Below are 26,102 nucleotides of genomic sequence, written 5' to 3' on the forward strand. Positions count from 1 at the left end.
ATAGGTTAAAATTTTCTAGAACATCTATTTGTATTGGCAATCGGGTAAAATAAAGCTAATGCAGGTAGGTGTTCTTCTTTTGGGATGTTCTTTTGTTGATGGTCAATAAATTAGAGAATACGCATCCTATCCCACCTAAACTTTTTTAGTTGTTTTGTAACAAAAGAGTCAAAAATTTGATAATATCTGTAAAATAAAAAAGCAACGACCATAAGAAATAATGGCCGTTGCATCTACTTTATTTTGGAGGGTTAGTTGCGTTTTTATACCAGATACTCAAATAATGTCTGGTCTTTGTTCAGTTCGATAAAGTCAAATTTATAAGACTTTAAGCGTTCTATAAATGTAATATAATCATTTGGATCATTTAATTCAATACCAATTAAGGCAGGACCTCTTTCTCGTTCTGTTTTTTTGATGTATTCAAAACGGGTGATATCGTCTTTAGGACCAAGTACTTCGGTAACCAATAATTTTAATGCACCAGGTCTTTGTGGGAAGCGAACGATGAAGTAATGTTTAAATCCTTCATATAATAAAGATAGTTCCTTGATCTCGCTCATTCGATCGATATCGTTGTTTCCTCCAGAAATAATACAGACAACTTTCTTGCCTTTGATTTCATCTTTGTGAAAATCCAATGCTGCAATGGAAAGTGCCCCTGCAGGTTCTACTACAATGGCATCCTTATTATATAATTCAAGGATGGTGGTACAGATCTTGCCCTCAGGAATCGATTTTACGCCGTCCAACAGTTGGGAACTGATATCGAATGTCAGAGCACCCACTTTCTTAACGGCAGCGCCATCAACAAATTTATTGATTTGCTCCAATTCAATTGGGCTGCCATTCTGGATTGCCGCCTGCATAGATGGAGCCCCTTCTGGTTCAACACCGTAGCATTTCACTCCGGGAGCAAATTTGCTGATATGGTAGCTTACTCCGGATGACAAGCCTCCGCCACCAATTGGGATGAAAATAGCATCTACATCAGGTAGGTCCTCTAGGATTTCAACAGCTACCGTACCTTGTCCTTCAATGACTTTGAGGTCGTCAAAAGGAGGGATAAAGGTCATGTTATGTTCCTTTGTGAATTCCAAAGCGGCTTTTTGGCAGTCGTCGAATGTGTCGCCAATCAGAACGATTTCGATATTGCCATTTCCCCACATTTCAGTTTGGGTAATTTTTTGTCTAGGGGTAGGGCCGGGCATAAAGATTACGCCTTTGATATCTAATTTTTTGCAGGATAATGCAACGCCTTGGGCATGGTTTCCTGCGCTGGCACAAACAACTCCTCGCTCTCTTTCTTCTTGGGAAAGACTGCAGATTTTGTTGAAGGCACCCCGTAATTTATAAGATCTTACTACTTGAAGATCCTCCCTTTTAAGATAGACCTCTGCTCCGTATTTTTCAGAAAGATGATGGTTGTACTGCAATGGAGTACGGGTAACCACATCCTTGATCTGTTCTTTTGCAGCAACCGAGTCTATGGTCAATGTTGATAGGTCCAAACTCATTCTAATCCGTTCGTTTGTTTAGGTGATTTAAAAGGCTGGTCACCCAGCCTTTGTATTAATTTTCTTTTACCAAGATCAGTAAATCCTCATCGCAGATCTCTTTTTTGGCATCTGCCAAGATCAAGAATCTTTGGTAGCAATCTGCTAATTTATCTTTATCTAGGTTATAACCTAGGCGTTCAAGGTGGTGTTTCAAGGCATGGCGGCCAGAACGAGCAGTTAAGATAATGTCCGCTTCTTCCAAGCCTACGTCCTCAGGACGGATGATCTCGTAATTCTCGCGGTGTTTTAAGAATCCATCTTGGTGGATTCCTGAACTATGTGCGAAAGCATTACGGCCAACAATAGCTTTGTTAGGTTGAACTGGCATATTCATCATTTCGCTTACTTTTCTAGAAAGATAAGTGAACATTCTGCTATCGATATTGGAAGATAATCCTCCAAAAGCCTGGTTGTGTACTTTCAAGATCATAGCAACTTCTTCAAGAGAAGTGTTTCCTGCACGTTCACCGATTCCGTTGATGGTACATTCCACTTGACGGGCACCATTTTGGATAGCAGCGATGGAGTTGGCAGTAGCCAATCCTAAGTCGTTGTGGCAATGCGCAGAGATAATAGCCTGATCAATGTTTTTCACATTTTCTTTCAGGTATTTTATTTTGGAGCCATATTGATCTGGTAAGCAATAGCCATTGGTATCGGGGATATTGACTACCGTAGCACCAGCGGCAATAACGGATTCGATCATTTTTGCCAGGAACTCTAAATCGGCACGTCCAGCATCTTCAGCATAGAACTCCACATCTTCTACATAAGATTTGGCATGCTTTACTGCTGCTACAGCACGTTCTAGGATTTCCTCGCGGGTACTATTGAATTTATATTTGATGTGCATGTCTGAAGAGCCGATTCCAGTATGGATACGGGGTCTTTTTGCATATTTCAATGCATCAGCAGCCACATCGATATCGTTCATGTTAGCACGGGTCAGTGCACAGATGATCACATCATTAACAGCCTTAGATAGTTCGACTACCGATTGGAAATCTCCGGGGCTTGAAACAGGGAATCCTGCTTCGATAATATCCACCCCTAAGCGTTCCAAATCTTTGGCAATTTCGATTTTTTCAGGAGTTGTCAATTGGCAACCCGGCACTTGCTCACCGTCACGTAATGTCGTATCGAAAATGTATAAGTGATTAGGATCGTGTAACATATTGTCTCAATTTATGTTTATACCTTGATTAATTCTATTTCAAAAACTCTAAAACTTTAGCTCCCATTTCTTGAGTGCCTAAAATCTTGTCAGCTGGAGTATCCGCATTGGCGATGTCTCCTGTTCTCCAACCTGCCTTCAATGTCTCAGCGACTGCATTGGTCACTTCTTTTGCTTCATCCTGTAATCCGAATGCGATGTCCAACATCAACGCTGCTGAAAGGATAGAAGCTAAAGGATTAGCTTTGTTCTGTCCTGCAATGTCATGTGCAGATCCGTGGATAGGCTCAAAGAAACCAGTTCCATCGCCCACAGAAGCAGAAGCCAACATCCCCATTGATCCAGCGATCTGTGATGCTTCATCAGTTAAGATGTCACCAAAAAGGTTTGCCGTCAATACCACATCAAATTTCTTAGGATTCTTAACCAATTGCATCGCGGCATTGTCGATGAACATGTGTTCAGTTTCAACATCTGGGTATTCCTTGGCGATTTCTTGGACAACCTCTCTCCACAATCTTGATGTTTCCAACACATTGGCTTTATCCACTGAACAAAGCTTTTTGCTTCTGGTTCTAGCCGCATCGAATGCCTTGCGAGCAATACGATCCACCTCATAACGGTTGTAGTTCATCAGATCGGAAGCGAAGGTGTTATCCTCATTACGTTTCTTCTCACCGAAGTAAACATCACCAGTCAGTTCACGGAAGAAAAGGATATCAGTTCCACGAAGGACTTCAGGTTTCAAGCTTGAAGCATCCAATAGCTCATCAAACAATAGGATAGGGCGTAGGTTGGCATATAAGCCTAATTCCTTACGGATCTTCAATAAGCCTTGCTCAGGACGTACCTTGGCAGAAGGATCGTTGTCATATTTAGCATGACCGATCGCACCGAAGAGGATAGCGTCAGAAGCTTTTGCTTTTTCTAAGGTCTCATCTGGTAATGGATTTCCTGTAGCTTCAATAGCAGTGTGGCCCATGATTGCCTCGTCGAAAATAAATTCGTGATTATATTTTTCGGCAATTTTATTTAGAACTTCTTTTCCCCAGGTAGTAACCTCTTGTCCAATTCCATCTCCGGGAATAATAAGAATGTTTTTCTTCATGTGTTATAAAACGTTTTCAACTTTATTTTCTAAGGCAATGACTTCGCCTTTTTCTAATACAATTCTTTTTTCAATACAGCTCGGAAGCTGACTTTCATAATGTCCGACATAGATCAATGTTTTGCCGTGCTGGCAAAGTTCATCCACTACATCATTAAAATATTTTGCTTGCTGCGAATCCAGACCTTGGCAAGGTTCATCCAATACCAATAAGGGTGGGTTTTTGATGATGCTCCTGGCTAACATAGCCAAGCGCTGTTTGCCTAACGGAAGGGTATGCAGCAGCTGATCCTTATGCTCGGTTAAATCAAAGAAAGCCATTAGTTCTTCTATCTGCTTCTTTTCTTGGAATTTTACATCAATAAACCAACCAATACTGTCGTAAAATCCTGAAGCCAGCGTATGCCAAACTGTAGCATTCTGATCAAAATACCAATGCATCTCTGGAGATATCATCCCAATCTTCTGTTTGATATCCCAAATGCTCTCACCGGATCCGCGTTTATTCCCGAACAATTCGATTTCCAATCCATAAGACTGCGGATGATCACCATTGATCAAACTCAATAAAGTGGATTTCCCAGAACCATTCGGTCCCTGCAATAGCCATTTCTCGCCAACATCTACCTTCCAAGATACATTGTTCAATACAACCTTCTCACCATATCTGATGATGATATCCTTCAGATCGGCTACAGTGCTGTAGTTTGTTTCAGGTATTTTGTGCAAAAAGGAAGGTAATTCCTTTTTAACTCGCTTCTCATCTTGGATGATCTCATCAAATGATTGAACCGTTTCGATCTGACCATCCACAATATGTGCATATCGGTTGATTGAGGTCGGTAACTGTCTATCATTTGAGATGATAACAAACTGAACACCTTCTGCAACAAGTTCATCTAACCAGCTGTTCAATTCCACTCTTGATTGCTTATCCAAACCGGTATAAGGTTCATCAATGATCAAAAGCTGCGGTTTCAACCAAAGAGATTTGATCAGTTGCAATTTCTTGTGCTCACCGCTCGAAAGCTCGATCAATTGAGAATCAATGGTATGTTCAAAACCCATGGCTACAATTTTCTCATGAATATCCTCCAATTGAAGGTTTTCTTTCTTAGCAAAATGAAGCAATTCAGCTTTGACAGTCAGGGTATCATTCCCTTGATGGCGATTGTAGCGTTGTTGGTAATAGAAGTTTCTATCGCCTTCTAAATTGGTAAACTGGTACCAATTGGAAACATAGATCGCCTTTTGAAGGAGTGGACAACTAGAATCAAATTCAACTTTCACCTCGCCAGCTGCAGTTATCAAACCTGCAATGGCTTTAGCCAAGGTTGTTTTGCCTGATCCACTCTTTCCGGCCAATACATAGTTTTCTTCTGGGGGAATGGTCCAAGACAAATTGTTCAAAACGGTCGTAAGATCGTATGAAACCGATAAATTTGATATTTGGACGAAAGCTGCCATTATCTGTTTTGTTCGAAAGCTTCGATTTCAGCTTTTTGGCTCAAGATATAGTCAATATCATCATAACCATTGATCAAACATGATTTTTTGTAAGGATTGATTTCAAAAGTGAATTTGTCATCCGTACCAGCTATGCTGATGGTTTGAGCTTCTAGGTCTACTACCAGTTCCGTATCTGGATTTGCAAAAACCTTCTCAAAGATTTTTTCTAAGAAATCCTCAGGGACTGTGATAGGCAATACCCCATTGTTCAAAGCATTTCCTTTGAAGATGTCTGCAAAGAAAGAGCTTACTACAACATCAAAGCCATAATCTTGAATAGCCCAGGCAGCATGCTCACGAGATGAGCCACAGCCAAAGTTCTTACCGGCAACCAAAACTTTGCCTTTATAAGTCGGGTCATTCATAACGAAGTCCGCCTTTGGCTGATCTTCACTATCAAAGCGCCAATCACGGAATAAGTTATTTCCAAATCCTTCACGGGTCGTCGCCTTCAGGAAACGAGCTGGAATGATCTGGTCTGTATCTATATTTTCTATCGGTAGTGGAACTACACGAGAGGATAATTTTTCAAATTTTTTCATGATTCTAATTCTTTACACTAATTCTCTAACGTCTACAATTTTACCAGTCACTGCGGCAGCTGCTGCGGTAAGCGGACTTACCAGCATAGTGCGCGCATTTGGTCCTTGTCTACCTTCAAAATTTCTGTTAGAAGTAGAAACACAGTATTTACCTGCAGGAATCTTGTCTTCGTTCATCCCTAGACATGCAGAACAGCCAGGTTCACGAAGCATAAAGCCTGCTTCTTCAAATATCTTGTCGATACCTTCAAGTTTAGCCTGAGCTTCCACTTGTTTTGATCCCGGAACGATCCATACTTCCACATTATCAGCCTTATGCTTGCCTTGTACGAAGGCAGCCACCTGACGCAAGTCTTCAATACGAGAGTTGGTGCAACTTCCGATAAAAACATAATCAACCGGCTTTCCAATAACCTGTTCGCCATCGTGGAATCCCATGTAATTTAAAGCCTTCTGGTAAGATGGACGTTCATTCTCTGGTTGAGAAGTCGTTGTAGGAATGTTTTCCGTGATCCCAATTCCCATTCCAGGATTCGTACCGTAAGTAATCATAGGTTGGATATCAGCAGCATCAAAAGTCAAGACCTTATCAAACTCTGCATCATCATCGGAATACAAGGTTTTCCAATAAGCCAATGCTTTCTCCCATTCTTCTCCTTTAGGAGCAAACTCACGGCCATTGATGTAATCAAAGGTCGTTTGGTCCGGCGCGATTAATCCACCTCGAGCACCCATTTCAATACTCATGTTACAGATGGTCATACGGCCTTCCATACTCAATGAGCGAATAGCAGAACCTGCATATTCAACAAAATAACCTGTTCCACCAGCTGCAGAAATCTTGGAAATGATGTAAAGGATAATATCTTTAGCACCCACACCTTTTCCTAGCTCACCATTGACCTCGATTTTCATGGTTTTTGGTTTTTGCAGCAATAAACATTGTGTAGCAAATACTTGCTCTACTTGAGAAGTTCCGATTCCAAATGCAATGGTACCAAATGCACCATGTGTAGAAGTGTGGCTATCTCCACATACCATTGTCTTTCCTGGTAAGGTGATGCCTAATTCAGGCCCAATAACATGCACAATTCCTTGGAAAGGGTGACCCAATCCATATAATTCAACACCAAATTCCTTGCAGTTTTTGGTCAGCATGTCTACTTGGTAGCGAGAAAGTTCTTCTTTGATTGGCAAGTGCTGGTTTAATGTTGGGACATTATGGTCAGCCGTTGCTACAGTTTGATCCGGACGGAGTACAGGCAGTCCTCTTTTGCGCAAACCATCAAATGCCTGTGGGGAGGTCACTTCATGGATGAGGTGGGTATCGATATATATGATATCAGGAAACCCTTCTTGACGCTTGACGACATGTGCATCCCAAATTTTTTCTACTAATGTTTTTCCCATTTTTCTCTTTATCTCTTGTTGGTTTGAAATTTTAAAAGGGGTAAAATCAAAATATGGTAATTTTACCCCAGTTTTAGCTATCTAATTTACGAAAAATTAAACAGTTTGAATAGCTTTCATAGCAGTCATCGCTTTACGCAACTTTCTACCTACGATTTCTACTTCATGATTTCTTAAAATATCGTTAACCTGTACTAATTTGATGTTGTCAACTGAACCATCTTTTCCTTCATTGAAGTTTTTACCAACCACATCCGTGTCGATTTTCTTCATGAAATCTGCCAATAATGGCTTACAAGCTTGGTCAAATAAATAACAACCATATTCTGCCGTGTCGGAAATAACACGGTTCATCTCGAATAATTTCTTACGAGCAATAGTATTTGCGATCAATGGAGTCTCGTGCAATGATTCGTAGTATGCCGATTCTGGTTTGATACCAGCCTCAACCATCGTTTCGAAAGCCAATTCAACACCAGCTCTCACGAAAGCAACCATCAATAGATAATTGTCAAAGTACTCTTGTTCTGAAATCTTAACATCTCCAGCTGGAGTTTTTTCGAAAGCAGTCTCACCTGTTTCAGCTCTCCATTTCAACAAGTTTGCATCGCCGTTAGCCCAGTCTTCCATCATGGTCTTGCTGAATTCGCCAGACATGATATCATCTTGGTGTTTCTGGAACAAAGGACGCATTATGTCCTTCAATTCTTCTGACAATTCAAAAGCCTTGATTTTCGCAGGGTTGCTCAAGCGGTCCATCATACCACTTACACCACCATGCTTTAAAGCTTCTGTAATAACTTCAACACCGTATTGAACAAGCTTTGATGCATAACCAGCGTCGATTCCTTTTTCTACCATTTTATCAAATGAAAGAATAGAACCAGTTTGCAACAAACCACATAGGATAGTTTGCTCACCCATCAAGTCAGATTTTACCTCCGCAACGAAAGATGATTTCAATACCCCAGCGCGGTCACCACCAGTTCCAGCACAGTATGCCTTCGCTTCAGCCCATCCTTTTCCTTGTGGGTCATTTTCTGGGTGAACAGCGATCAAGGTAGGAACACCAAATCCTCTTAAGTATTCAGCGCGAACCTCTGATCCTGGACATTTTGGAGCTACCATGATTACCGTGATATCTGGACGGATCTGCATACCTTCTTCCACGATGTTGAAGCCGTGTGAGTAGGATAGGGTAGCACCTTCTTTCATCAATGGCATTACAGCATTGATTACGGATGTATGTTGTTTATCTGGAGTCAAGTTGATAACAAGGTCAGCCGAAGGAATCAACTCTTCATAGGTTCCAACTTTGAAATTGTTGTCAGTTGCATTTTTCCAAGAATCTCTTTTTTGTTCAATAGCTTCTTTACGCAATGCATAAGATACGTCCAATCCGCTATCTCTCAAGTTTAGACCTTGGTTCAAGCCTTGAGCTCCACAACCTACGATTACGATTTTTTTACCTTTTAAAGCTTCTACTCCTTCGTTGAATTCAGATGAATTCATGAATTCTGCAACGCCTAATTGATCTAATTGCTCTCTAAGAGGTAATGTGTTGAAATAATTTGCCATTGTAATACTGAATTAAATATTTTTTTCGATTAAGGTTTCTTATTATTTGTTGTTGATTATTCTTTTTTGCGCGGTTGCATAGCCATAGTGCAAGTTGTCATGACCTACCGAAGTGATCAATACATCCTCTATGCTGTTTAGCGTAGCCCCATAGGTTGCCGTCTCATAAGGAGTGGTAGTCTTGAAAACCCCGGCATTGTAATCAGCTTCGATCTCACGGATCGAGCTCAATGCGATTTCCTTAAGATCATTTACTTCCTCTTGGCTTACGAAGTAGGTAGGTTCAGTGCCCTTTGCATAGGCATCCACATACTTTACCCAGTTAACCCCATCACGGATTCCAGTGCGGGTATAACTTAATGTTTGTGTGCTCACTACGATATGTCCAAAATTCCAGATGATGTTGTTATTGAATCCTGTTGGAATCTCGTTCAATTGCTCCAAGGACAATTCATCGATCAATCTGATGAATGCCTTGCGGCCATCGATAATGAATTGGAATACTTTTTCCATTTGTTTTATACTTATTTAATCGGTTCGTTGAAAGATATCTTATTGCCAAATGGATCAATGACCTGAACGCAATGGCAGTTATAGAAGGTTTCCTCGTAACCGGGTTTGTTGTACTTGTAGTTTTTCTGGATCAATTGCTCATGATACGCCTTTAATCCAGAGCAGTTCACAAAAACCTGTGAACCCGGTGTGGCATCACCATGATGCTCGCTTAGGTGCATCGCCATTCCATCTCTGGAAATCTGCATGTAAATCGGAGAATTGTCGTCAAATCGATGTTCCCAGTCAATATGAAAACCAAGCCAGTCGATGTAAAACTCGACTGCCTTGGAATAATCAAATATTCTGAATATCGGTATGACCTGTTCTATCTGCATGCAAGGTTTTATTACATGGTAAAGACATCATCACGCTGATCCAAATACTCGTTTTCAACGATGTCTGGAGCAGGTTCATTGATCTCAAATTGTTTAAGCTTGGTATGGAAACCAGCACTGTCCTTGATGATCGCGATACGGGCACCGCGCACAAATTCAATTAAGCTGTATTTGCTCAGTTCCTCGGTTAGCCTATCGATCTCCTCACGGTGACCTGCGGTTTCGAATACAATATAGTCATTACGAATCACAACTACATTAGCTCCATACTGACGAAGTAAGCGTTCTACCAATACTTTCTCTGCAATAGCCTCTGCAGGTACTTTATATAAGGCTTGTTCTTGCCAAATCAATTCATCATTAGTATTGAAGTATGCTTTCAATACCTCCACTTGTTTTTCTACCTGACGGCATAATTTGCGAACCACTTCTTCTGATTCTGTAATCAAGATCGTAAAGCGGTGTATCCCTTCCACCTCTGATGGGGAAGTGTTTAAGCTCTCGATATTGATTTTACGTCTTGAAAATATCCCAGATATACGACCTATCATCCCGATAGAATTTTCTGTATATATGGTTATGGTATATTCTTGTTTTTCCATGATTACTTCAATCTAATTTCTGACACACTTGTTCCTTGTGCTACCATTGGGAATACATTGTTCTCTTTCCCTACCATTACTTCTAATAAGTAAGAGCCATCATGATCCATCATCGTTTGTAGGGCATCTTTCAAATCCTTACGCTCCGAAACTCTATTTCCATCGATATAATATCCTTTAGCAACTGCTACGAAGTCAGGGCTTGTGATATTAACGAATGAATACCTCTTGTCGTGGAATAATTGTTGCCATTGGCGAACCATGCCCAAGAACTCATTGTTCAAGATCAAGATCTTCACCTTGGCGCCGAATTGCATAATCGTACCTAATTCCTGGATGGTCATTTGGATACCACCATCGCCGATGATAGCCACCACATCACGATGTGGAGCACCATACCAAGCGCCGATTGCAGCTGGTAGACCAAATCCCATGGTTCCTAAGCCTCCAGAAGTAACGCTGGATTTCGAACTGTTGAATTTAGCATAACGGCAGGTTACCATTTGGTGCTGACCCACATCAGTTACGATGACAGCATCTCCACCGGTGATCTCGTTCAATACTTTCAGAACCTCACCCATGGTCAAGATGTCAGATGTAGGGTTTAGTTCATTATGGATTACTTCCTTGATTTCTTCTTTTTCCAAATCCCTGAACTGGTTCAGCCAAGCCGAGTGGTCAGCTTTCTCAATCAATTCGGTCAGCATCGGAAGGGTTTCCTTACAATCTCCCCAAACAGGATAATGTGCTTTCACATTCTTGTCGATTTCAGCTGGATCAATGTCCAAGTGAACAACCTTCGCTTGCTTTGCGTATTTGTCCAATCGGCCGGTTACACGGTCGTCGAAACGCATACCGATAGCAATCAATACATCACATTCATTGGTCATCACATTGGGAGCATAATTTCCGTGCATCCCCAACATGCCCACGTGCAATGGGTGGTCTGTTTCCAGAGCGCTCAGCCCCATTACTGTTGCTGCAGATGGAATACCGGCTTTTTCGATAAAGGTCTTGAACTCTTGTTCTGCCTTACCCAAGATAATGCCTTGTCCAAACAGAATGAATGGTTTTTTTGCTGCATTGATAGCCTTTGCTGCCTCTTCCACATATTCCTTACGAACGATTGGAGCAGGTCTGTAACTGCGTACATGCTTGCATGACTCGTATCCATGGTAATCAAACAATTGGATCTGAGCATTTTTTGTGATATCAATTAATACTGGACCAGGTCTCCCTGTTCTAGCAATATAGAATGCTTTAGCTAATACACTTGGGATTTCATTTGCATCAGTCACCTGATAGTTCCATTTGGTCACAGGAGTGGTGATGTTGATGACGTCCGTTTCTTGAAATGCATCCGTTCCTAGGAGAGAAGCAAAGACTTGACCTGTAATACAGACGATAGGGTTACTATCGATCATCGCGTCTGCCAAACCAGTGACCAGGTTGGTCGCCCCAGGACCGCTTGTTGCAAAAGCCACACCCACACGTCCTGATGTACGTGCGTATCCTTGTGCAGCATGAATTCCACCTTGTTCGTGACGTACCAAAATATGCTTCAATTGATCAGTGTAATCATACAATGCATCATAGATCGGCATAATAGCACCTCCTGGATACCCGAATACGGTATCCACTTCCTCGTGGATTAAGGCTTCCATCACAGCCTGGGCACCGCTTACCTGCGTCCCAGCTGCCTTTCTAGTGGTCTCCTTTGTTTCCGTTTTTTCAAGTGTACTCATTTTGTAGTATTTATTTAATTAGATGTGAGATATGTGATATGAGATGTGAGACTAACCTCAAAAATCAATTCAATCTTTATCTTAGCATCAATTTGTGTATTCAATTTTTCCTTTTTGGATATCATTTTTTAACTGTTGATATCTCAAATCTCAAATCTCTGTTCTCAAGGCTCTTTTACAAATCCGTCACACATCCTTGGGATGCGTTCGCTACGCTTTTAGCGTATTTGTAAAGGACTCCTTTGCTTACTTTCAGGGCTGGTTGTTGCCAAGCTGCTCTGCGAGCTGCGATCTCTTCATCCGAGACCTGCAGGTTGATGCTGTTGTTGACTGCGTCGATTTCGATGATGTCATCGTCCTGTACCAATCCGATCAATCCGCCTTCATAAGCCTCTGGTGTAATGTGGCCCACAACGAAACCATGTGTACCACCCGAGAAACGTCCGTCTGTAATCAATGCCACCGAGCTTCCTAAGCCCGCTCCAATGATCAATGAGGTTGGTTTCAACATCTCAGGCATACCTGGAGCTCCTTTCGGACCTTCGTTTTTGATCACCACGACATCACCTTTCTTGATTCTTCCCGTCTCCAGACCTTTCACCAAATCATGCTCGCCATCAAATACGCGCGCAGGACCTGTGAATTTCTCACCTTCTTTACCTGAAATCTTCGCAACTGAACCTTCTTCAGCTAAGTTTCCGTAAAGAATCTGTAAGTGTCCTGTTGCTTTGATCGGATCATTTAATTTGTGTATGATCGGTTGATTATATTCAATGATCGATTTTACATTAGCCAAGTTTTCTGCAACAGTTTTACCAGTTACCGTCAAACAGTCGCCATGTAATAATCCTTCATCCAATAGATATTTCATTACTGCAGGGATACCACCGTATTGGTGTAGATCTTGCATCAAGAACTTACCTGATGGTTTGAAGTCTGCTAATACAGGAGTTTCATCCGACATGCGTTGGAAATCATCCGGAGTAACATCTACATCCACCGATTTACCCATTGCAATAAAGTGAAGGACTGCATTCGTCGAACCACCTAAGATCACGATGATACGCATGGCATTCTCGAATGCTTTGCGGGTCATGATATCCGAAGGCTTAATGTCGTTCTCCAATAGGATGCGCATATATTTACCCACCTCCAAACATTCCTGTTGTTTCTCTTTAGAAACCGCAGGATTAGAAGAGGAGTAAGGTAAGCTCATTCCCATAGCCTCAATTGCTGAAGCCATTGTGTTTGCTGTATACATACCTCCACAAGCACCAGCACCTGGACAAGTATGACGGATAACCCCATCATAATCCTCATCGGAAATAGTTCCTGCGATTTTCTTTCCTAAGGCTTCAAAAGCGGAAACAATATTTAATTCTTCACCTTTATAATGACCAGGAGCGATCGTTCCACCGTATACCATAATAGCAGGACGGTTCAATCTTCCCATTGCCATGATAGCCCCCGGCATGTTTTTATCACAGCCTGGAATAGCCACCACACCATCATAGTACTGTCCACCACAGATGGTTTCGATACTGTCTGCAATCACATCGCGTGAGACCAAAGAGTAGCGCATTCCATCCGTTCCATTACTCATTCCATCACTGACCCCAATCGTTCCAAACGTCAAGCCGACCAGATCGCTGTTCCAAATACCTTTTTTGACGACCTGAGCTAGGTCATTAAGGTGCATGTTACAGGTGTTACCGTCGTAGCCCATGCTCGCAATTCCAACTTGCGCCTTTTCCATATCTGCGTCGGTCAGACCGATACCATATAACATGGCTTTCGCAGCTGGTTGAGTTTCATCTTGTGTAAAGATGCGGCTGTACTTGTTGATTCCCTTTTGGTTGTCAGATGATGACTTCATAATTATTCTGCTCTAATACTAAGTTTTTATATTTTCTTTGGATAGATGCGCCGATGCTGTCTTCCCATTCTTCAGGGAATACCACATCGTCTACTTGTTTTATGCCTATTATTCCCGCTGCGGTACCACTTAAAAAGGCACTATCAGCTTCGTATATATCTTTTATCGTAATTCTCTTCTCGATGATGTCAAAATTCAAACGCTTACAGATATCGATCACGGTCTCCCTTGTAATGCCCGGGAAGATGTTTCCCAATGGCGGGGTGTAAATCTTGAAATCTTTTTCAATGAACAGGTTTTCACTCGATGCCTGTGCAACAAAACCATCCTGATCCAACAATAAGGCTTCATCAAATCCCTTTTGTATAGCATCACTGGTCGCTAATATCGAATTGATATATTGACCGGACACCTTGGCGTTGATCGGGAAGGACTTTGGATTCGGGCGTTCAATCCTCGAGATGTTTACCTTTAATAGGTTCTGTCCTAAATAGGGTCCCCATTCCCAAGCGGCAATCATGATATTGGCCGTATCCGAAGCGGTCAAGTGCATATTGGATCCCGAATAGATCAAGGGGCGGATATAAGCTGCCCTAAGATTGTTGGCTTCCAATAGTTCATAGGACTTCGCTATCAGCTCTCTGTTGTCCCATTGATAAGGAAGGCCAATAGCCTTACAAGATTGCTGTAATCTGTCGAAATGTTCTTCTGCCTTAAAGATCCTCGTTCCATTATGAGTGCTGTAAGCACGCAGACCTTCGAAGGCTCCATAGCCATAATGTAATGACTGTCCAAACATATCAACTCCAGCATTGCTCGCCTTCACAAACTCCCCATTTAAATAGATCAGTGTATCTTGATTGTAATACTGCATAATAACCTGCCGAATTTGATGTAATACTTGATTGAAAAATTATCGTTTAGGATTCCCTTCGTTCTGTTTTGTTAAGTTAGCTCGAATTAAAATTCTTTACAATAGCCTAGAAATTTTTTTTGATAAAGTTTTTTATTTTGAAAATATAATATTTTAAAAATTATATTTTACAACTATCCCTTATTTTGTGTTTTAAATTTTGTTACCTGTAGACTAAAATTAAAATTGGTATATTTTTATTTTTTTCAAATTTTTAGTGAACCGGTCGAAATTCTTCCTAAAACTGCTCTCGGACCGAAAAAACTTGCAAAAAAATAGCCCTTAGAACTTGAAGTTTTAAGGGCTACTTTATCGTAATATTTTGTTTATCTATTCTTCCGCAATTCCTTCTGCTAAAACGATGATATTGTTGTCCTTTACTTCCACTACACCACCTTTAATAATAATGACTTCTTCATCATTATTCTTTTTAATAATGACTTTACCATCTTCTAGCGTAGACACAATAGCCGCGTGATCCTTCAGAATCTGAAAAGAACCCGCCGATCCCGGAACTGTAACCGCTGTTACATCACCTTCGTAAGCTAATTTGTCTGGAGTTATGATTGTTAATTTCATTTTTGACTTGAGATGTGAGATTTGAGATTTGAGACCTAAACTTAAAATATGAGACTTTTTATACTTTCAAAAGCCTCATATCTCATGTCTAATATCTCATATCTTACATTAAACTGCTTCTGCTAATAGTTTTTTACCTTTCTCGATAGCGTCTTCGATTGAACCTACCAAGTTGAAAGATGCTTCTGGGTATTCATCTACTTCACCATCGATGATCATGTTGAATCCTTTGATAGTGTCTTTGATGTCTACTAGACAACCTTTCAAACCTGTAAACTGCTCTGCTACGTGGAATGGTTGTGACAAGAAACGTTGTACACGACGTGCGCGGTGTACTGTTAACTTATCTTCTTCAGATAATTCGTCCATACCTAAGATGGCGATGATATCTTGAAGTTCTTTATAACGTTGAAGAATTTCTTTTACGCGTTGTGCTGTATTGTAGTGCTCATCACCTAAAACTGCTGGAGAAAGGATACGTGAAGTAGAATCCAATGGATCCACCGCTGGGTAGATACCTAACTCTGAAATTTTACGAGATAATACGGTAGTTGCATCTAAGTGGGCAAATGTTGTTGCCGGAGCAGGGTCAGTCAAGTCATCCGCAGGTACGTATACCGCTTGTACAGATGTGATTGATCCGTTCTTAGTTGATGTAATACGCTCTTGCATTAAACCCATCTCTGTTGCTAGGGTAGGTTGGTAACCTACTGCTGATGGCATACGACCTAATAAAGCCGATACCTCAGAACCTGCTTGGGTAAAACGGAAGATGTTATCAATAAAGAATAAGATATCACGACCTTGTCCTTCGCCATCACCATCACGGAAGTATTCCGCAATTGTTAATCCTGATAACGCAACACGAGCACGAGCACCTGGAGGCTCATTCATCTGTCCGAATACGAAAGTACATTTAGATTCTTTCATCAATTCTAAATCCACAGTGTCCAAAGGCCATTGTCCTTTTTCCATTTCTTCCATGAATTTTTCACCGTATTTGATAATGCCTGACTCCAACATCTCACGAAGCAAGTCATTTCCTTCACGAGTACGCTCGCCTACACCAGCAAATACCGAAAGACCACCATGTCCTTTTGCGATATTGTTGATTAATTCCTGAATCAATACTGTTTTACCAACACCAGCACCACCGAACAAACCGATCTTTCCACCTTTTGCATAAGGCTCTAATAAATCGATTACTTTAATTCCTGTAAACAATACTTCAGTTTCAGTCGATAGATCTTCAAACTTAGGAGGTACGTTGTGAATAGGACGACCGTTTTCCTTGTTTAATGCTTGAATACCGTCAATTGGATCTCCAACAACGTTGAATACACGACCTTTGATTTCTTCGCCAATCGGCATTTTGATCGGAGCGCCTGTATCAACTACCTTCATGCCACGAATTAAACCTTCGGTAGCATCCATTGCAATCGTACGAACACGTTCCTCACCTAAGTGCTGTTGAACCTCTAATATAATGCGCTGTCCATTGTCTTTCTCAATGTACAATGCATCATAAATCTTAGGAAGATTTTCATTGTCGGCAAAGTTGACGTCAACTACTGGGCCGATAATCTGCGCTATTTTACCAATATTGGGCATATTATAGGGACTAAAATTTATTAATCAATTTAAATACAGATTGTTTGAATGCCTGTATTTTGGAATGCAAAAATAAGTTTTATCTTATTAAAAGCAAAAGGGATATGCATATTTAATTTTTATTTTTTTCAAATCATCCTGCATACCCCTTTTTTGTTATTTATTTCTGCCGTTAATTGTCGGTTTTTACAATGCCTACTGTCCTGTAGTGATCTTGTAAAGTCCAGATACTGAACCACCAGCAGTAACATTGAACAAGGCTTTCGCAGAAGTGCCAGTCAATTCATAATAACCGTTCTGGCTTCCATCCTTGGTATTTACCCTTAATAAAACTTTTCCGTCCAGTTCAATCGCGCCAAAGGCTGCACCTGGATTTGTAACAGCAGGAATTCCAGTGATCTTGGTCCTTTGTTTACTCGCAATATCGATTTGATAAAATTCCCAAACGTTTTCAAAATTGATGTTCCCAGATGGACCAGCAGTCAATTTCGTATTTGGAATGACAGTAATGATCTTAGCATCTTTCGCAAAAACTGAAACAAACTTGCCTCCTTCTTGGATCTCATCCATATTAAGGCTCCAAGTTTTGTCGATGTCTGTTTCTGTCGACTTGATTCGCACTATTTTGGATTTTCCTCCTACAGCACTGCGTCCTTGCGTAACGATATAGAGATCTCCATTGCTGTCGAAGTCATACATATTATTATCATTGATGTAGGCAATGGAACCGGTATCCTCAATTTTTATGGTTTTCTCGTACTTTCCCGAAGCTATATCAATGACCGCTATATACACATCTGGAAAATAATCGTCGAAAAAGCCTTTTTGTGGACCATTGGTTTTGGCATAACTGATATTTGCAAAGAGTTTTCCGCCTTTTGCTGCTAGAAATTTCTGCCCAATGGACCTATAAAGGATTTCAGGAACATTCTGGCCTCTTTCATTGACAACAGTCGCAAAATCCAATTCACCGGTCCTTGTCATATTACTTGGATTAAAGGTCTGAATCTTCAATGGTGAGGCGCCATCCCAATAGTACCCCTTATTATCATCCACGATGACAAAGTTTCCTGAACCATTACTATTATTATCAGCGGCAATAAATTTACCAGCACTGATTTTTCCATTAGCATCAACCAATAATTGATCGATTCCAAGTTCATTGGTCTTGCTATTGAACATTTTCAAGAGCTGGTTGCCATGTGGTCTCCAGCCTCCAAATCCCAAACCCTGATAACTATTACTTCCATTATTGACAACATTGCCCGAAGGTATAGCATCAAATGCTGTTGCAAAGCCTGGTTTCTGCAAGTTGTTTTCACTCATGGTAATTAATACATATTTATCTTTACCTTCCGGTTCAACAGGCGTCGGACCAGTTGAGTCTTCGCTGCAACTAGCAAAAATCCCCATGCTGAACATAAATAAAACGGATGCTTTGAATCTATTGATTTTCATAATCTTTAATTTTTGTGTTTTTATATTTGATAACTAAGTTTTAAATGGAAGCTTCGGCCAGGGCGTTGTACCCGGTAATAATCATATATATCCTTGCCCAGTATATTTCTAGCCTCTGCTCCAATAGCAAAATGATTTTTATGGAATTTATAGGTAAAACCTGCATTAAACAGGTGTTGATTAGGGATGATCAGGTTTGAACTCAGGTTCGCACTGCCTGATAGGCCCAAAAAGCCTCCGGGTTCAGCTTCCTTTGGGATGGTCTCTAGATAGAACTCGCGCATAAAATTGTAGTTCAAATAGAGCTGCAGGCTATTCTCTTTTTGAAAGAGATCCTTATAGTTAGCAGTTGCACCAAGGTTAGCAAAGAAATAGGGGGTATTCCTTAATCGTGCATCATTTTTCCATGAATCCTGCGCATTTTTGATTCCGAATAGTCTCAAATCCTGCCAAGTGGCATTTCCCGACAATTGATATTGCTCAGTGACCTGGTATTTAATATCCAGATCTACTCCATATCCACGTACATTCTCTTGATTTTGATATTGGGCATTCGGGGCTTGAATAGGAACCAGTAGAATCAAACCTTTCGTGTTCCTATAGAAACTGTTCAATTCAACTGTCAATGGCTGAAGGAGCTGGGTGCTCAAGCCTAGGTTAAAATTTAAACTGCGTTCTGGGTCCAATTCAAAATTAGGGACAATGAAGATATTGTTTCCAAACAATTCTTCCCTTTCTGGCAGTCTATAGGTATACTCTGCTGAGGCCCTTAAAAAATTGTTTTCAGAGAACTGATATTTTATGGCTTCGGTAATGCCCCAATAATCAGCAGAAGTGTTCCGTATGTCTTTTTCCGTAATGTCCACGGAGAACCAAGTGTTTTGATATCCTTTTGCTTTGTAGATATAGTATTTCCCCATTAACTGATTGGTCAATTTTTCATTTAGCAGCGATTGCTCATAGGATAGACCAAATACATGTTTCTGATAGGTTGATGCCAAAGTGAGGATATCGATGTTTGAGCCTTCCAGCCTCACCCCAAAAGGATCCTCCCCAGATCGGTTTGCCGAACTGAATACATAGTTTAATTCTACCTTGCTTTTTGGGGTTATTAAATAACTTAAGTTGGTTCTATTGACCCATTGCTTCTCGTCGATCTTAGATTGGGAGGGTAAGCGACTTTCTCCAAAATTGGTACCAGGCTTAAAATTCCCGAACCAATCATAAGTGCCTTTTAAAGTGTCGATTCTTTTGGTCTGCAGCACATTATAGGAATTGAATTGGTCGATCCGGAGTTTATTGTCCCAGAAATTTGTCTTATACCGCAGCGATGGGGCCAAGGTTCTTTGCTTGGAATGCAAAGCGCCATACGCGTCGGTCATTAAAGCTGGATGCTGTTGTTCCTTATAGAGATTAAACCCTGTCAGGCTAAACTTAAGTTCATCTGCCCAACTGCGGTTCCGCATACTGGCAAAGACTTCACCCAAAAAATGTCGGTAAGCATTATGGAAGAGCGGGAGGCGTTGAGGTTCCTTGTTTTTGGTTTCAGGATTTACGACATCCACCAATGCCTCATAATTATTAGCCGAATAATTATAAAAGAGTTCTCCGCCGTAAGCCCATTTTTCATCCTTTGAAAGATTAGACCCCATCAAGCCTAATCTATGGGTTTGGAAGGACCCCAGTTCATAATATACCTTGGCATGCTTACCTTGACCTTTTCTGCTAACTAGGTTGACTGCTCCGCCTAAGGCATCCGAACCAAGGGAAACAGGCAAAACCCCTTTGTAGATTTCTACGTGGTCCAGCATTTCGATGGGTAAGGAAGATAGATTATAACCATCACCTAAATAGTCCAATGGAATCCCATCTTTAAAATACTTGATTGCTTTTCCCTGAAAGCCATTCACAGATAGTTCAGGTCGACTACCTAAGCCTCCATTCTGTCGTACCCTAATTCCTGTGCTTCGGTTCATCAGGTCACTCAAGGAAATGGCTTGACTAGAGACCGCTCTGGTATCTATAAATATGTTGCGGATTGCTGCTTGCTTGATTTTTTTGTTCTCCGAATTTCCTAGGACAGTTACACCTTCAATCCGCGATACCTCCTCTTGTAGAGAAAGGACCAAATGCAAGTCTTCAAAACTGTTTTTTGTGATAGTTCCTTTATAGGGTATATAGCCGACAGCCTTTACCTCAATTTCGTATTGACCGGCTTTTACTCCCTCTGCATGATAAGATCCATCTTGGTTTGTGCTTCCCGCATGATTAGCAAAATGAAGGCTTGCCCCAGCAATCTTTTCCTTGCTTTGATCAGCGATTACATCGATTTGAATGGTACTTCCTTGTTGTGCAAAACCTAAATTGGAACTGAAAATGCTAATTAATATGAATAGTGTGTTCTTGAAAAAACTCATTCTAACTCCTAAATAACGTTGATTTGCTGGTAAATATAGCTTTATTTATAATTAGTTTAAATAAAATTTGTCATTTATTTAGAATCTATCTAAATTAGCTACGAGTCAAATTGCTATATACAAACATTTATTTATGTCCAAAAAATTCATTGAGATAGCAGTAAACATTTTGAACAATTGTGAACATTACGTAGGTGAGCCTTTGTTCCTTGCTGGTACTTTCAATAATTGGGATCCCCAACATCTGTTGGTCGGAACTATCCCTCCAATAGGGCAATCTATAAGATGCCTGATTCCACATGTACAAACCGGAGACCTTGAACTAAAGATTACCCGTGGGAATTGGCTGACGTTAGAGGCAACTCATGATGGAAAACTAAAATTACCTCAAGTTTTCAAAGTACAACGAGATGCTGAAATCAATTTGGAAATCGATTCTTGGAGAGATCTATTCCCTAGATCCACAGCAAGCAAACAGGTACTTACTTTAGACGATCATTTCTATTTTCCGGAAATGAATGTGTATCGAAAGGTCATGATCTATTTACCCAAGGATTATCAGCAGTCAGGACAACGATACCCAACCATTTATATGCATGATGGCCAGCATCTTTTCGATGAGGCGCGATCAATTGGAAGGTCGGGGCCTGTAGAATGGATGGTCGATGAATTCCTTGATGGATATGATTCTTCTGCCATAGTGGTCGCTATCGATCATGCAAAGGATTATGAATTAAGACAGCAAGAATACCTGGTGCATCCAGTCCAAGGAACCAAGAATGCCTTGGGTTGGCATTATCTCGAAGATATCGTACAAACTTTAAAACCTTTTGTAGACAGTAACTATAGGACCCTCTCAGGTCCAATGCATACTTCTATGTTAGGTAGTTCTATTGCTGGTTTGCTTACTCTTTATGCTGGACTGAAATACCCAGCGGTATTTGGCACCGTAGCCATATTTTCTCCATCGATCTGGATGGATGAAGATAATTTATATGCCTATTCGGAAAATATGCTCAGCAAGGGTATAAATAGGGCTGAGCAGGAATTCTACTTTTATATGGGAGATCGGGAAAGACGATTTCGATTGATGGATGCCCATAACAATATGAAAATTGACCTCGATCGCTATTTCGAATGGATAAAAAATCATTTTTCAGGCAAATTAACACGCCATGTCAATCCCGAAGGAAAACATGGCGCCTATTATTGGCAAAAGGCATTCGAAGATTTCTATCTACACTGGAATTCAAAAATTAACTCTATATATATAAATAAGTAACTATGAACACAATTCATTTCAATCACAAGTGCCCAATCCTTTCAAAAGCTCTATTCCTCAGTACAGGGTTATTCTTTTGCAGTACCTTGGCTTTTGGCCAAAAGGTAGTAAAATCTTCTCCTGCCGGAACTGGCGTTTATGAAGCCGTAATCAATTCAAATGACGGACATATTTATGTGACTTCAGCTGGTTCTCGTACGAAACCAGGTGGTGCCATCTTTAAAATCAATCCAAAGGATTTGGCCATTGTGGATAGCATCAGCTTAAAGGAAAATCCGCCATTCGGTATAGGAATAAACAACAAAACTCAGACTGCCTACACCACGAATACAAGAACAAACTCGGTAAGTGCCGTTGATCTTAAATCCGGAAAGTTATTGGCAACCATTAAAAACGGTGCCGAGGAATCCCATACCCGTGAGGTATTGGTGGATGAAGACAATAACCTGATCTATGTATCCGATGTGGGTGACCCTAGTAATATTTGGGTTATTGATGGGAAAACCAATACCTATTCCCATTCTTTGGATAACCTTGGAAAGACTGCAACTGGCATGACTTTCCTAAAAGGCACAGATAAAATCTATGTGACTGTTATTGGTGAAAATGCCATATATGTCGTTGATGTGAAAAGTAAAAAAGTGGATATGCAGTTTCCATCAGGCGGAGAGTCTCCTGTAAATATTACTTCGGATGGAGAACGCCTGTTCGTGGCCAATCAGAAGTCAGGTACAGTTACTGTATTAGGTCCTGAAGGAAATCTATTAAAGAGCATCCCAACTGGCGATGGGGCCATAGGAATTGCTTATGATAAAGTGAAAAACAGGATTTATTCTGCAAATCGCCAAACAGGAACGACCAGCATTATCGATGCTAAGACGCTAGAAGTGCTAGCTGATCTGCCAACCGGTTCTCATCCTAATCATGTAAAAATAGATCCGAAAACTGGAGAAGCTTTTATCATCAACAAAACTAAAGGAGGTAGACCAGTGGAAGGGCAACCTGTTGTAGTGGACAAAAATGGCGATACCATCACTAAAATCAATTAATAAAATCTTGATGATTGCTATGTCCTAATCCGTATGGAATAGGGCATAGTTTCATTTTATTATCAAATCATCTTAACGGTTTAAAGAGAGCTGTTAAAATGTTTTAAGGAATTGGAGAATTTGAGTTTATTGAAGAATAAATACCTGCTATGGATACTTGCCATGGGGGTTATTTTAGTTTTAATCTGGATATCCCTTTTTACAGGTGTCAAGGATATCCATTATTCCGAATTGTTTTCGGATAGTGAAAAGATGCTGTTCTTTGTGATCAGCCGAATCCCTAGGACCTTGGCATTGATATTAGTGGGTGCTGGATTGAGCATATCCGGTTTTATTTTGCAACAATTATCGCAAAATAGGTTTGTTTCACCCACAACCTCAGGATCCTTGGAAGCCGCAAAAATGGGGATCTTAACGGCTCTGATCCTTTTCCCACAATCCTCACTTTCGGTCAGGATGATCTTTGCACTGCTTTTCACCTTTTTCACTTCTTTCCTATTCATATTTTTTATCAGCAAGATCAAACTGCGGAGCACTGTTTTTATACCATTGGTCGGCTTGATGTTTGGAAGTATCCTGAGTGCTATTTCAACATTCTTTGCCTATGAAAAGGGTATCGTGCAAAGTACACAGGAATGGCTGCTCGGGGATTTTTCTTCCGTTATGCAAGGGCAGTATGAAGCCATCTATATTATTCTGCCAGCGGTGCTGCTGGTCTATTTATTTGCTGAACGTTTTACGATCGCAGGAATGGGGGAGAGCTTTGCCAAAAACTTAGGTCTTTCCTATAACAGCATTGTCTATATCGGCCTATTTACAGTTTCTATTGTGGTCAGTTCATCGGTGCTCACCGTCGGTGCCATTCCCTTTCTTGGGTTAATCATTCCAAACTTGGTGAGCATGGTATTCGGTGACAACCTGAGGAAGATTCTCCCAATAATTGCTTACGTAGGCGCTGTTTTCCTTATTATTTGCGACTTGATCAGCAGGCTGATTGTCTTTCCTTATGAAGTGCCGATTGGCATGACCGTTGGGATAATCGGTGGAATTGTGTTCCTAATCTTAATCCTTAAAAAGAAATAAGAAATGAAACCAATTCTCAAATTTTCATTATTGCTATGTCTCCTGCTGATTGTGGTTGCCTTGTTTCTATTTTATAAGGTTGATCTGTCCAATGATTATGCAATCAGTAAGAGGTCTATCCGACTTTTTAGCATGTTGATAGTGGGATGTTCTGTCGCCTACTCTTCGATTTTATTCCAGACGATTACCAACAATAGGATTTTGACTCCATCTATTATGGGCTATGAAGCCATCTTCATCCTATTCCAGACGCTGATTGTGTTTATCTATGGAGATCGGGCCTTCCAAGTGATCAACCAGCAGGAGAATTTTGTATATGCTGTGATCTTGATGTTGGGATTCTCCCTATTGATCTACTTTTTGATGTTTGGCAAGGATAAGAAAAGCATGTATTATCTCTTGCTTACAGGAATGGTGTTTGGAACCTTATTTATGACCATGAGTCAATTCCTACATGTCCTGATCGACCCCAATGAATTTTCGATGGTACAGAATTTCATGTTCGTCTCTTTCGCCAAGATGAATACCAAATTGCTCAGCATCGCTGCGATTACCATGTTGGCAGCCATCACTTATATCAGTTTCAACTTGCGCTACCTCGATGTGATCGCTCTAGGAAAGGACCATGCCATAAACCTTGGTGTCGATTATAACAAGATGATCAAAAGGTTTCTGATCTGTATCACCCTGTTGGTTTCAGTTTCCACGGCTTTGGTTGGGCCCATTACTTTCCTCGGAATCTTGGTCTGTAACCTGACCTATGAGCTTTTCAAGACCAGAAAGCATCAATTTATGCTTCCCATCTGCGCGGTTATAGCAGCGCTCTGTTTAGTATTGGGGCAATTCCTTGTTGAACAGGTTATCGGATTTACCACAACGGTCAGTATCATTATCAATTTTATCGGCGGAATTTATTTTATGTATTTATTATGGTTGACCCGGAAAAGAATAAGTTAAACTTTGACGCCATTGTAAAGCGTTATGGAAAAAAAGAAGTGTTGAAAAATCTGACTGGTGGTTTTCCACAGGCAAAGATCACTTCATTGATCGGACCAAACGGTGCCGGAAAAAGTACTTTATTGGCAATAATTAGCCGATTGATCAAGCAAGATGCCGGTCAGGTGGCTTTCTTCGAAAAGGAATTATCCTCCTATAAAAGTTCTGAATTGGCAAAAAAACTATCCATTCTAAAACAGTCCAATCATCTTGAATTGAAATTGACCGTTAGGGATCTGGTTTCTTTTGGAAGGTTTCCTTATTGCCAGGGTAAGCTGAGCGAATTGGACTGGAAGAAAGTGGATGATGCCATCGCGTTTTCTGACCTCACTGCCTTAAAGGATTCCTATATCGATGAATTAAGTGGGGGACAACGACAAAGGGCTTTTATCTCTATGATTATCGCCCAGGACACTGATTTTATTTTACTCGATGAACCTCTGAACAACCTTGATATGAAACATGCCGTCCATGTTATGAAAACCTTGCGACGCCTGGTCGATGAATTGGGTAAAACCGTGATCATGGTCATCCATGAAATCAATTTCGCTGCCCAATATTCCGACCAAATTATCGCCTTGAAGGATGGTGAAATTCTCTATAACGATCAGACCAATAAGGTGATCGATGCAAAGATCCTTCACGAAATATTTGATCTGGAATTCAATATTATCGAGATCAACAATAAAAGAATCTGTAATTATTTCAATCTATAAAATGA

The 26,102-nt window shown here is 40.7% G+C and carries 22 protein-coding genes; 5 read left to right on the forward strand and 17 right to left on the reverse strand.

The annotated features are described in order from the left end of the window. Positions 1–263: 263 nt before the first annotated feature. The 17 genes from ilvA to ACK2WI_RS05660 form a co-directional block, all read right to left on the reverse strand. Entirely contained in the window at positions 264–1,517 is a 1,254-nt protein-coding gene (gene ilvA / locus ACK2WI_RS05580) for a threonine ammonia-lyase IlvA (RefSeq protein ID WP_312696666.1), read from the reverse strand. A gap of 55 nt (positions 1,518–1,572) precedes the next feature. Beyond that, positions 1,573–2,733: a 2-isopropylmalate synthase gene (locus tag ACK2WI_RS05585; RefSeq protein WP_093100276.1), complete on the reverse strand. Its 1,161-nt coding sequence runs from the start codon at positions 2,731–2,733 to the stop codon at positions 1,573–1,575. A gap of 34 nt (positions 2,734–2,767) precedes the next feature. After that, complete coding sequence (gene leuB, locus ACK2WI_RS05590; RefSeq protein ID WP_093100274.1) at positions 2,768–3,841, reverse strand: 3-isopropylmalate dehydrogenase; 1,074 nt, start codon at positions 3,839–3,841, stop codon at positions 2,768–2,770. 3 nt (positions 3,842–3,844) lie between these two features. Beyond that, positions 3,845–5,308, reverse strand: coding sequence for an ATP-binding cassette domain-containing protein (locus tag ACK2WI_RS05595; RefSeq protein WP_409150013.1), 1,464 nt, complete (start codon positions 5,306–5,308; stop codon positions 3,845–3,847). Then, entirely contained in the window at positions 5,308–5,892 is a 585-nt protein-coding gene (gene leuD / locus ACK2WI_RS05600; RefSeq protein WP_093100270.1) for a 3-isopropylmalate dehydratase small subunit, read from the reverse strand. The genes ACK2WI_RS05595 and leuD overlap by 1 nt, the downstream gene beginning before the upstream one ends. 12 nt (positions 5,893–5,904) lie before the next feature. Next, positions 5,905–7,302 carry a 3-isopropylmalate dehydratase large subunit gene (gene leuC, locus ACK2WI_RS05605; RefSeq protein ID WP_312696663.1) on the reverse strand — a complete coding sequence of 466 codons (1,398 nt, stop codon included), beginning with the start codon at positions 7,300–7,302 and terminating at the stop codon, positions 5,905–5,907. A 96-nt stretch (positions 7,303–7,398) separates the two neighbouring features. Beyond that, positions 7,399–8,880, reverse strand: coding sequence for a ketol-acid reductoisomerase (ilvC, locus tag ACK2WI_RS05610; RefSeq protein WP_093100267.1), 1,482 nt, complete (start codon positions 8,878–8,880; stop codon positions 7,399–7,401). A 42-nt stretch (positions 8,881–8,922) separates the two neighbouring features. After that, positions 8,923–9,393 (reverse strand): DinB family protein, encoded by a 471-nt coding sequence (locus ACK2WI_RS05615; protein WP_409150014.1) that lies wholly within the window; start codon positions 9,391–9,393, stop codon positions 8,923–8,925. Between the two features lie 11 nt (positions 9,394–9,404). Further along, the gene (locus ACK2WI_RS05620; protein ID WP_409150015.1) at positions 9,405–9,770 is read right to left on the reverse strand and encodes a glyoxalase superfamily protein; all 366 of its coding nucleotides are present in this window, start codon (positions 9,768–9,770) and stop codon (positions 9,405–9,407) included. An 11-nt stretch (positions 9,771–9,781) separates the two neighbouring features. Then, the gene (ilvN, locus tag ACK2WI_RS05625) at positions 9,782–10,372 is read right to left on the reverse strand and encodes an acetolactate synthase small subunit (protein WP_093100264.1); all 591 of its coding nucleotides are present in this window, start codon (positions 10,370–10,372) and stop codon (positions 9,782–9,784) included. A 2-nt stretch (positions 10,373–10,374) separates the two neighbouring features. Continuing rightward, positions 10,375–12,117 carry a biosynthetic-type acetolactate synthase large subunit gene (ilvB, locus tag ACK2WI_RS05630; RefSeq protein ID WP_313367915.1) on the reverse strand — a complete coding sequence of 581 codons (1,743 nt, stop codon included), beginning with the start codon at positions 12,115–12,117 and terminating at the stop codon, positions 10,375–10,377. Between the two features lie 175 nt (positions 12,118–12,292). Then, complete coding sequence (ilvD, locus tag ACK2WI_RS05635) at positions 12,293–13,993, reverse strand: dihydroxy-acid dehydratase (protein WP_093100261.1); 1,701 nt, start codon at positions 13,991–13,993, stop codon at positions 12,293–12,295. Then, entirely contained in the window at positions 13,977–14,867 is an 891-nt protein-coding gene (locus ACK2WI_RS05640) for a branched-chain amino acid transaminase (RefSeq protein ID WP_093100259.1), read from the reverse strand. Before ACK2WI_RS05640 ends, ilvD begins: the two co-directional genes overlap by 17 nt. A gap of 369 nt (positions 14,868–15,236) precedes the next feature. Next, complete coding sequence (gene atpC, locus ACK2WI_RS05645) at positions 15,237–15,485, reverse strand: ATP synthase F1 subunit epsilon (RefSeq protein ID WP_093100258.1); 249 nt, start codon at positions 15,483–15,485, stop codon at positions 15,237–15,239. Between the two features lie 108 nt (positions 15,486–15,593). Next, a complete protein-coding gene (atpD, locus tag ACK2WI_RS05650; RefSeq protein WP_409150016.1) occupies positions 15,594–17,096 on the reverse strand; it encodes a F0F1 ATP synthase subunit beta in 1,503 nt (500 codons plus the stop codon). Between the two features lie 195 nt (positions 17,097–17,291). After that, positions 17,292–18,554 (reverse strand): hypothetical protein, encoded by a 1,263-nt coding sequence (locus ACK2WI_RS05655; protein WP_409150017.1) that lies wholly within the window; start codon positions 18,552–18,554, stop codon positions 17,292–17,294. A gap of 20 nt (positions 18,555–18,574) precedes the next feature. Next, entirely contained in the window at positions 18,575–20,971 is a 2,397-nt protein-coding gene (locus ACK2WI_RS05660; RefSeq protein ID WP_409150018.1) for a TonB-dependent receptor, read from the reverse strand. A 133-nt stretch (positions 20,972–21,104) separates the two neighbouring features. On the opposite strand from ACK2WI_RS05660, the gene ACK2WI_RS05665 reads away from it, so the two are divergent. From ACK2WI_RS05665 to ACK2WI_RS05685, 5 genes are all read left to right on the forward strand, one after another. Further along, positions 21,105–22,253: an alpha/beta hydrolase gene (locus ACK2WI_RS05665; protein ID WP_409150019.1), complete on the forward strand. Its 1,149-nt coding sequence runs from the start codon at positions 21,105–21,107 to the stop codon at positions 22,251–22,253. 2 nt (positions 22,254–22,255) lie between these two features. After that, positions 22,256–23,302, forward strand: coding sequence for a YncE family protein (locus ACK2WI_RS05670; protein ID WP_409150020.1), 1,047 nt, complete (start codon positions 22,256–22,258; stop codon positions 23,300–23,302). 129 nt (positions 23,303–23,431) lie between these two features. Next, positions 23,432–24,385, forward strand: a complete 954-nt coding sequence (locus ACK2WI_RS05675; protein ID WP_312696655.1) for an iron chelate uptake ABC transporter family permease subunit — start codon at positions 23,432–23,434, stop codon at positions 24,383–24,385. Between the two features lie 3 nt (positions 24,386–24,388). Then, positions 24,389–25,342: an iron chelate uptake ABC transporter family permease subunit gene (locus ACK2WI_RS05680; protein WP_409150021.1), complete on the forward strand. Its 954-nt coding sequence runs from the start codon at positions 24,389–24,391 to the stop codon at positions 25,340–25,342. After that, entirely contained in the window at positions 25,315–26,097 is a 783-nt protein-coding gene (locus ACK2WI_RS05685) for an ABC transporter ATP-binding protein (RefSeq protein ID WP_409150022.1), read from the forward strand. The genes ACK2WI_RS05680 and ACK2WI_RS05685 overlap by 28 nt, the downstream gene beginning before the upstream one ends. The last annotated feature ends 5 nt before the right edge of the window (positions 26,098–26,102 follow it).

It is taken from the genome of Sphingobacterium sp. BS-2 (genome assembly GCF_046161205.1).
GTDB lineage: Bacteria > Bacteroidota > Bacteroidia > Sphingobacteriales > Sphingobacteriaceae > Sphingobacterium > Sphingobacterium mizutaii.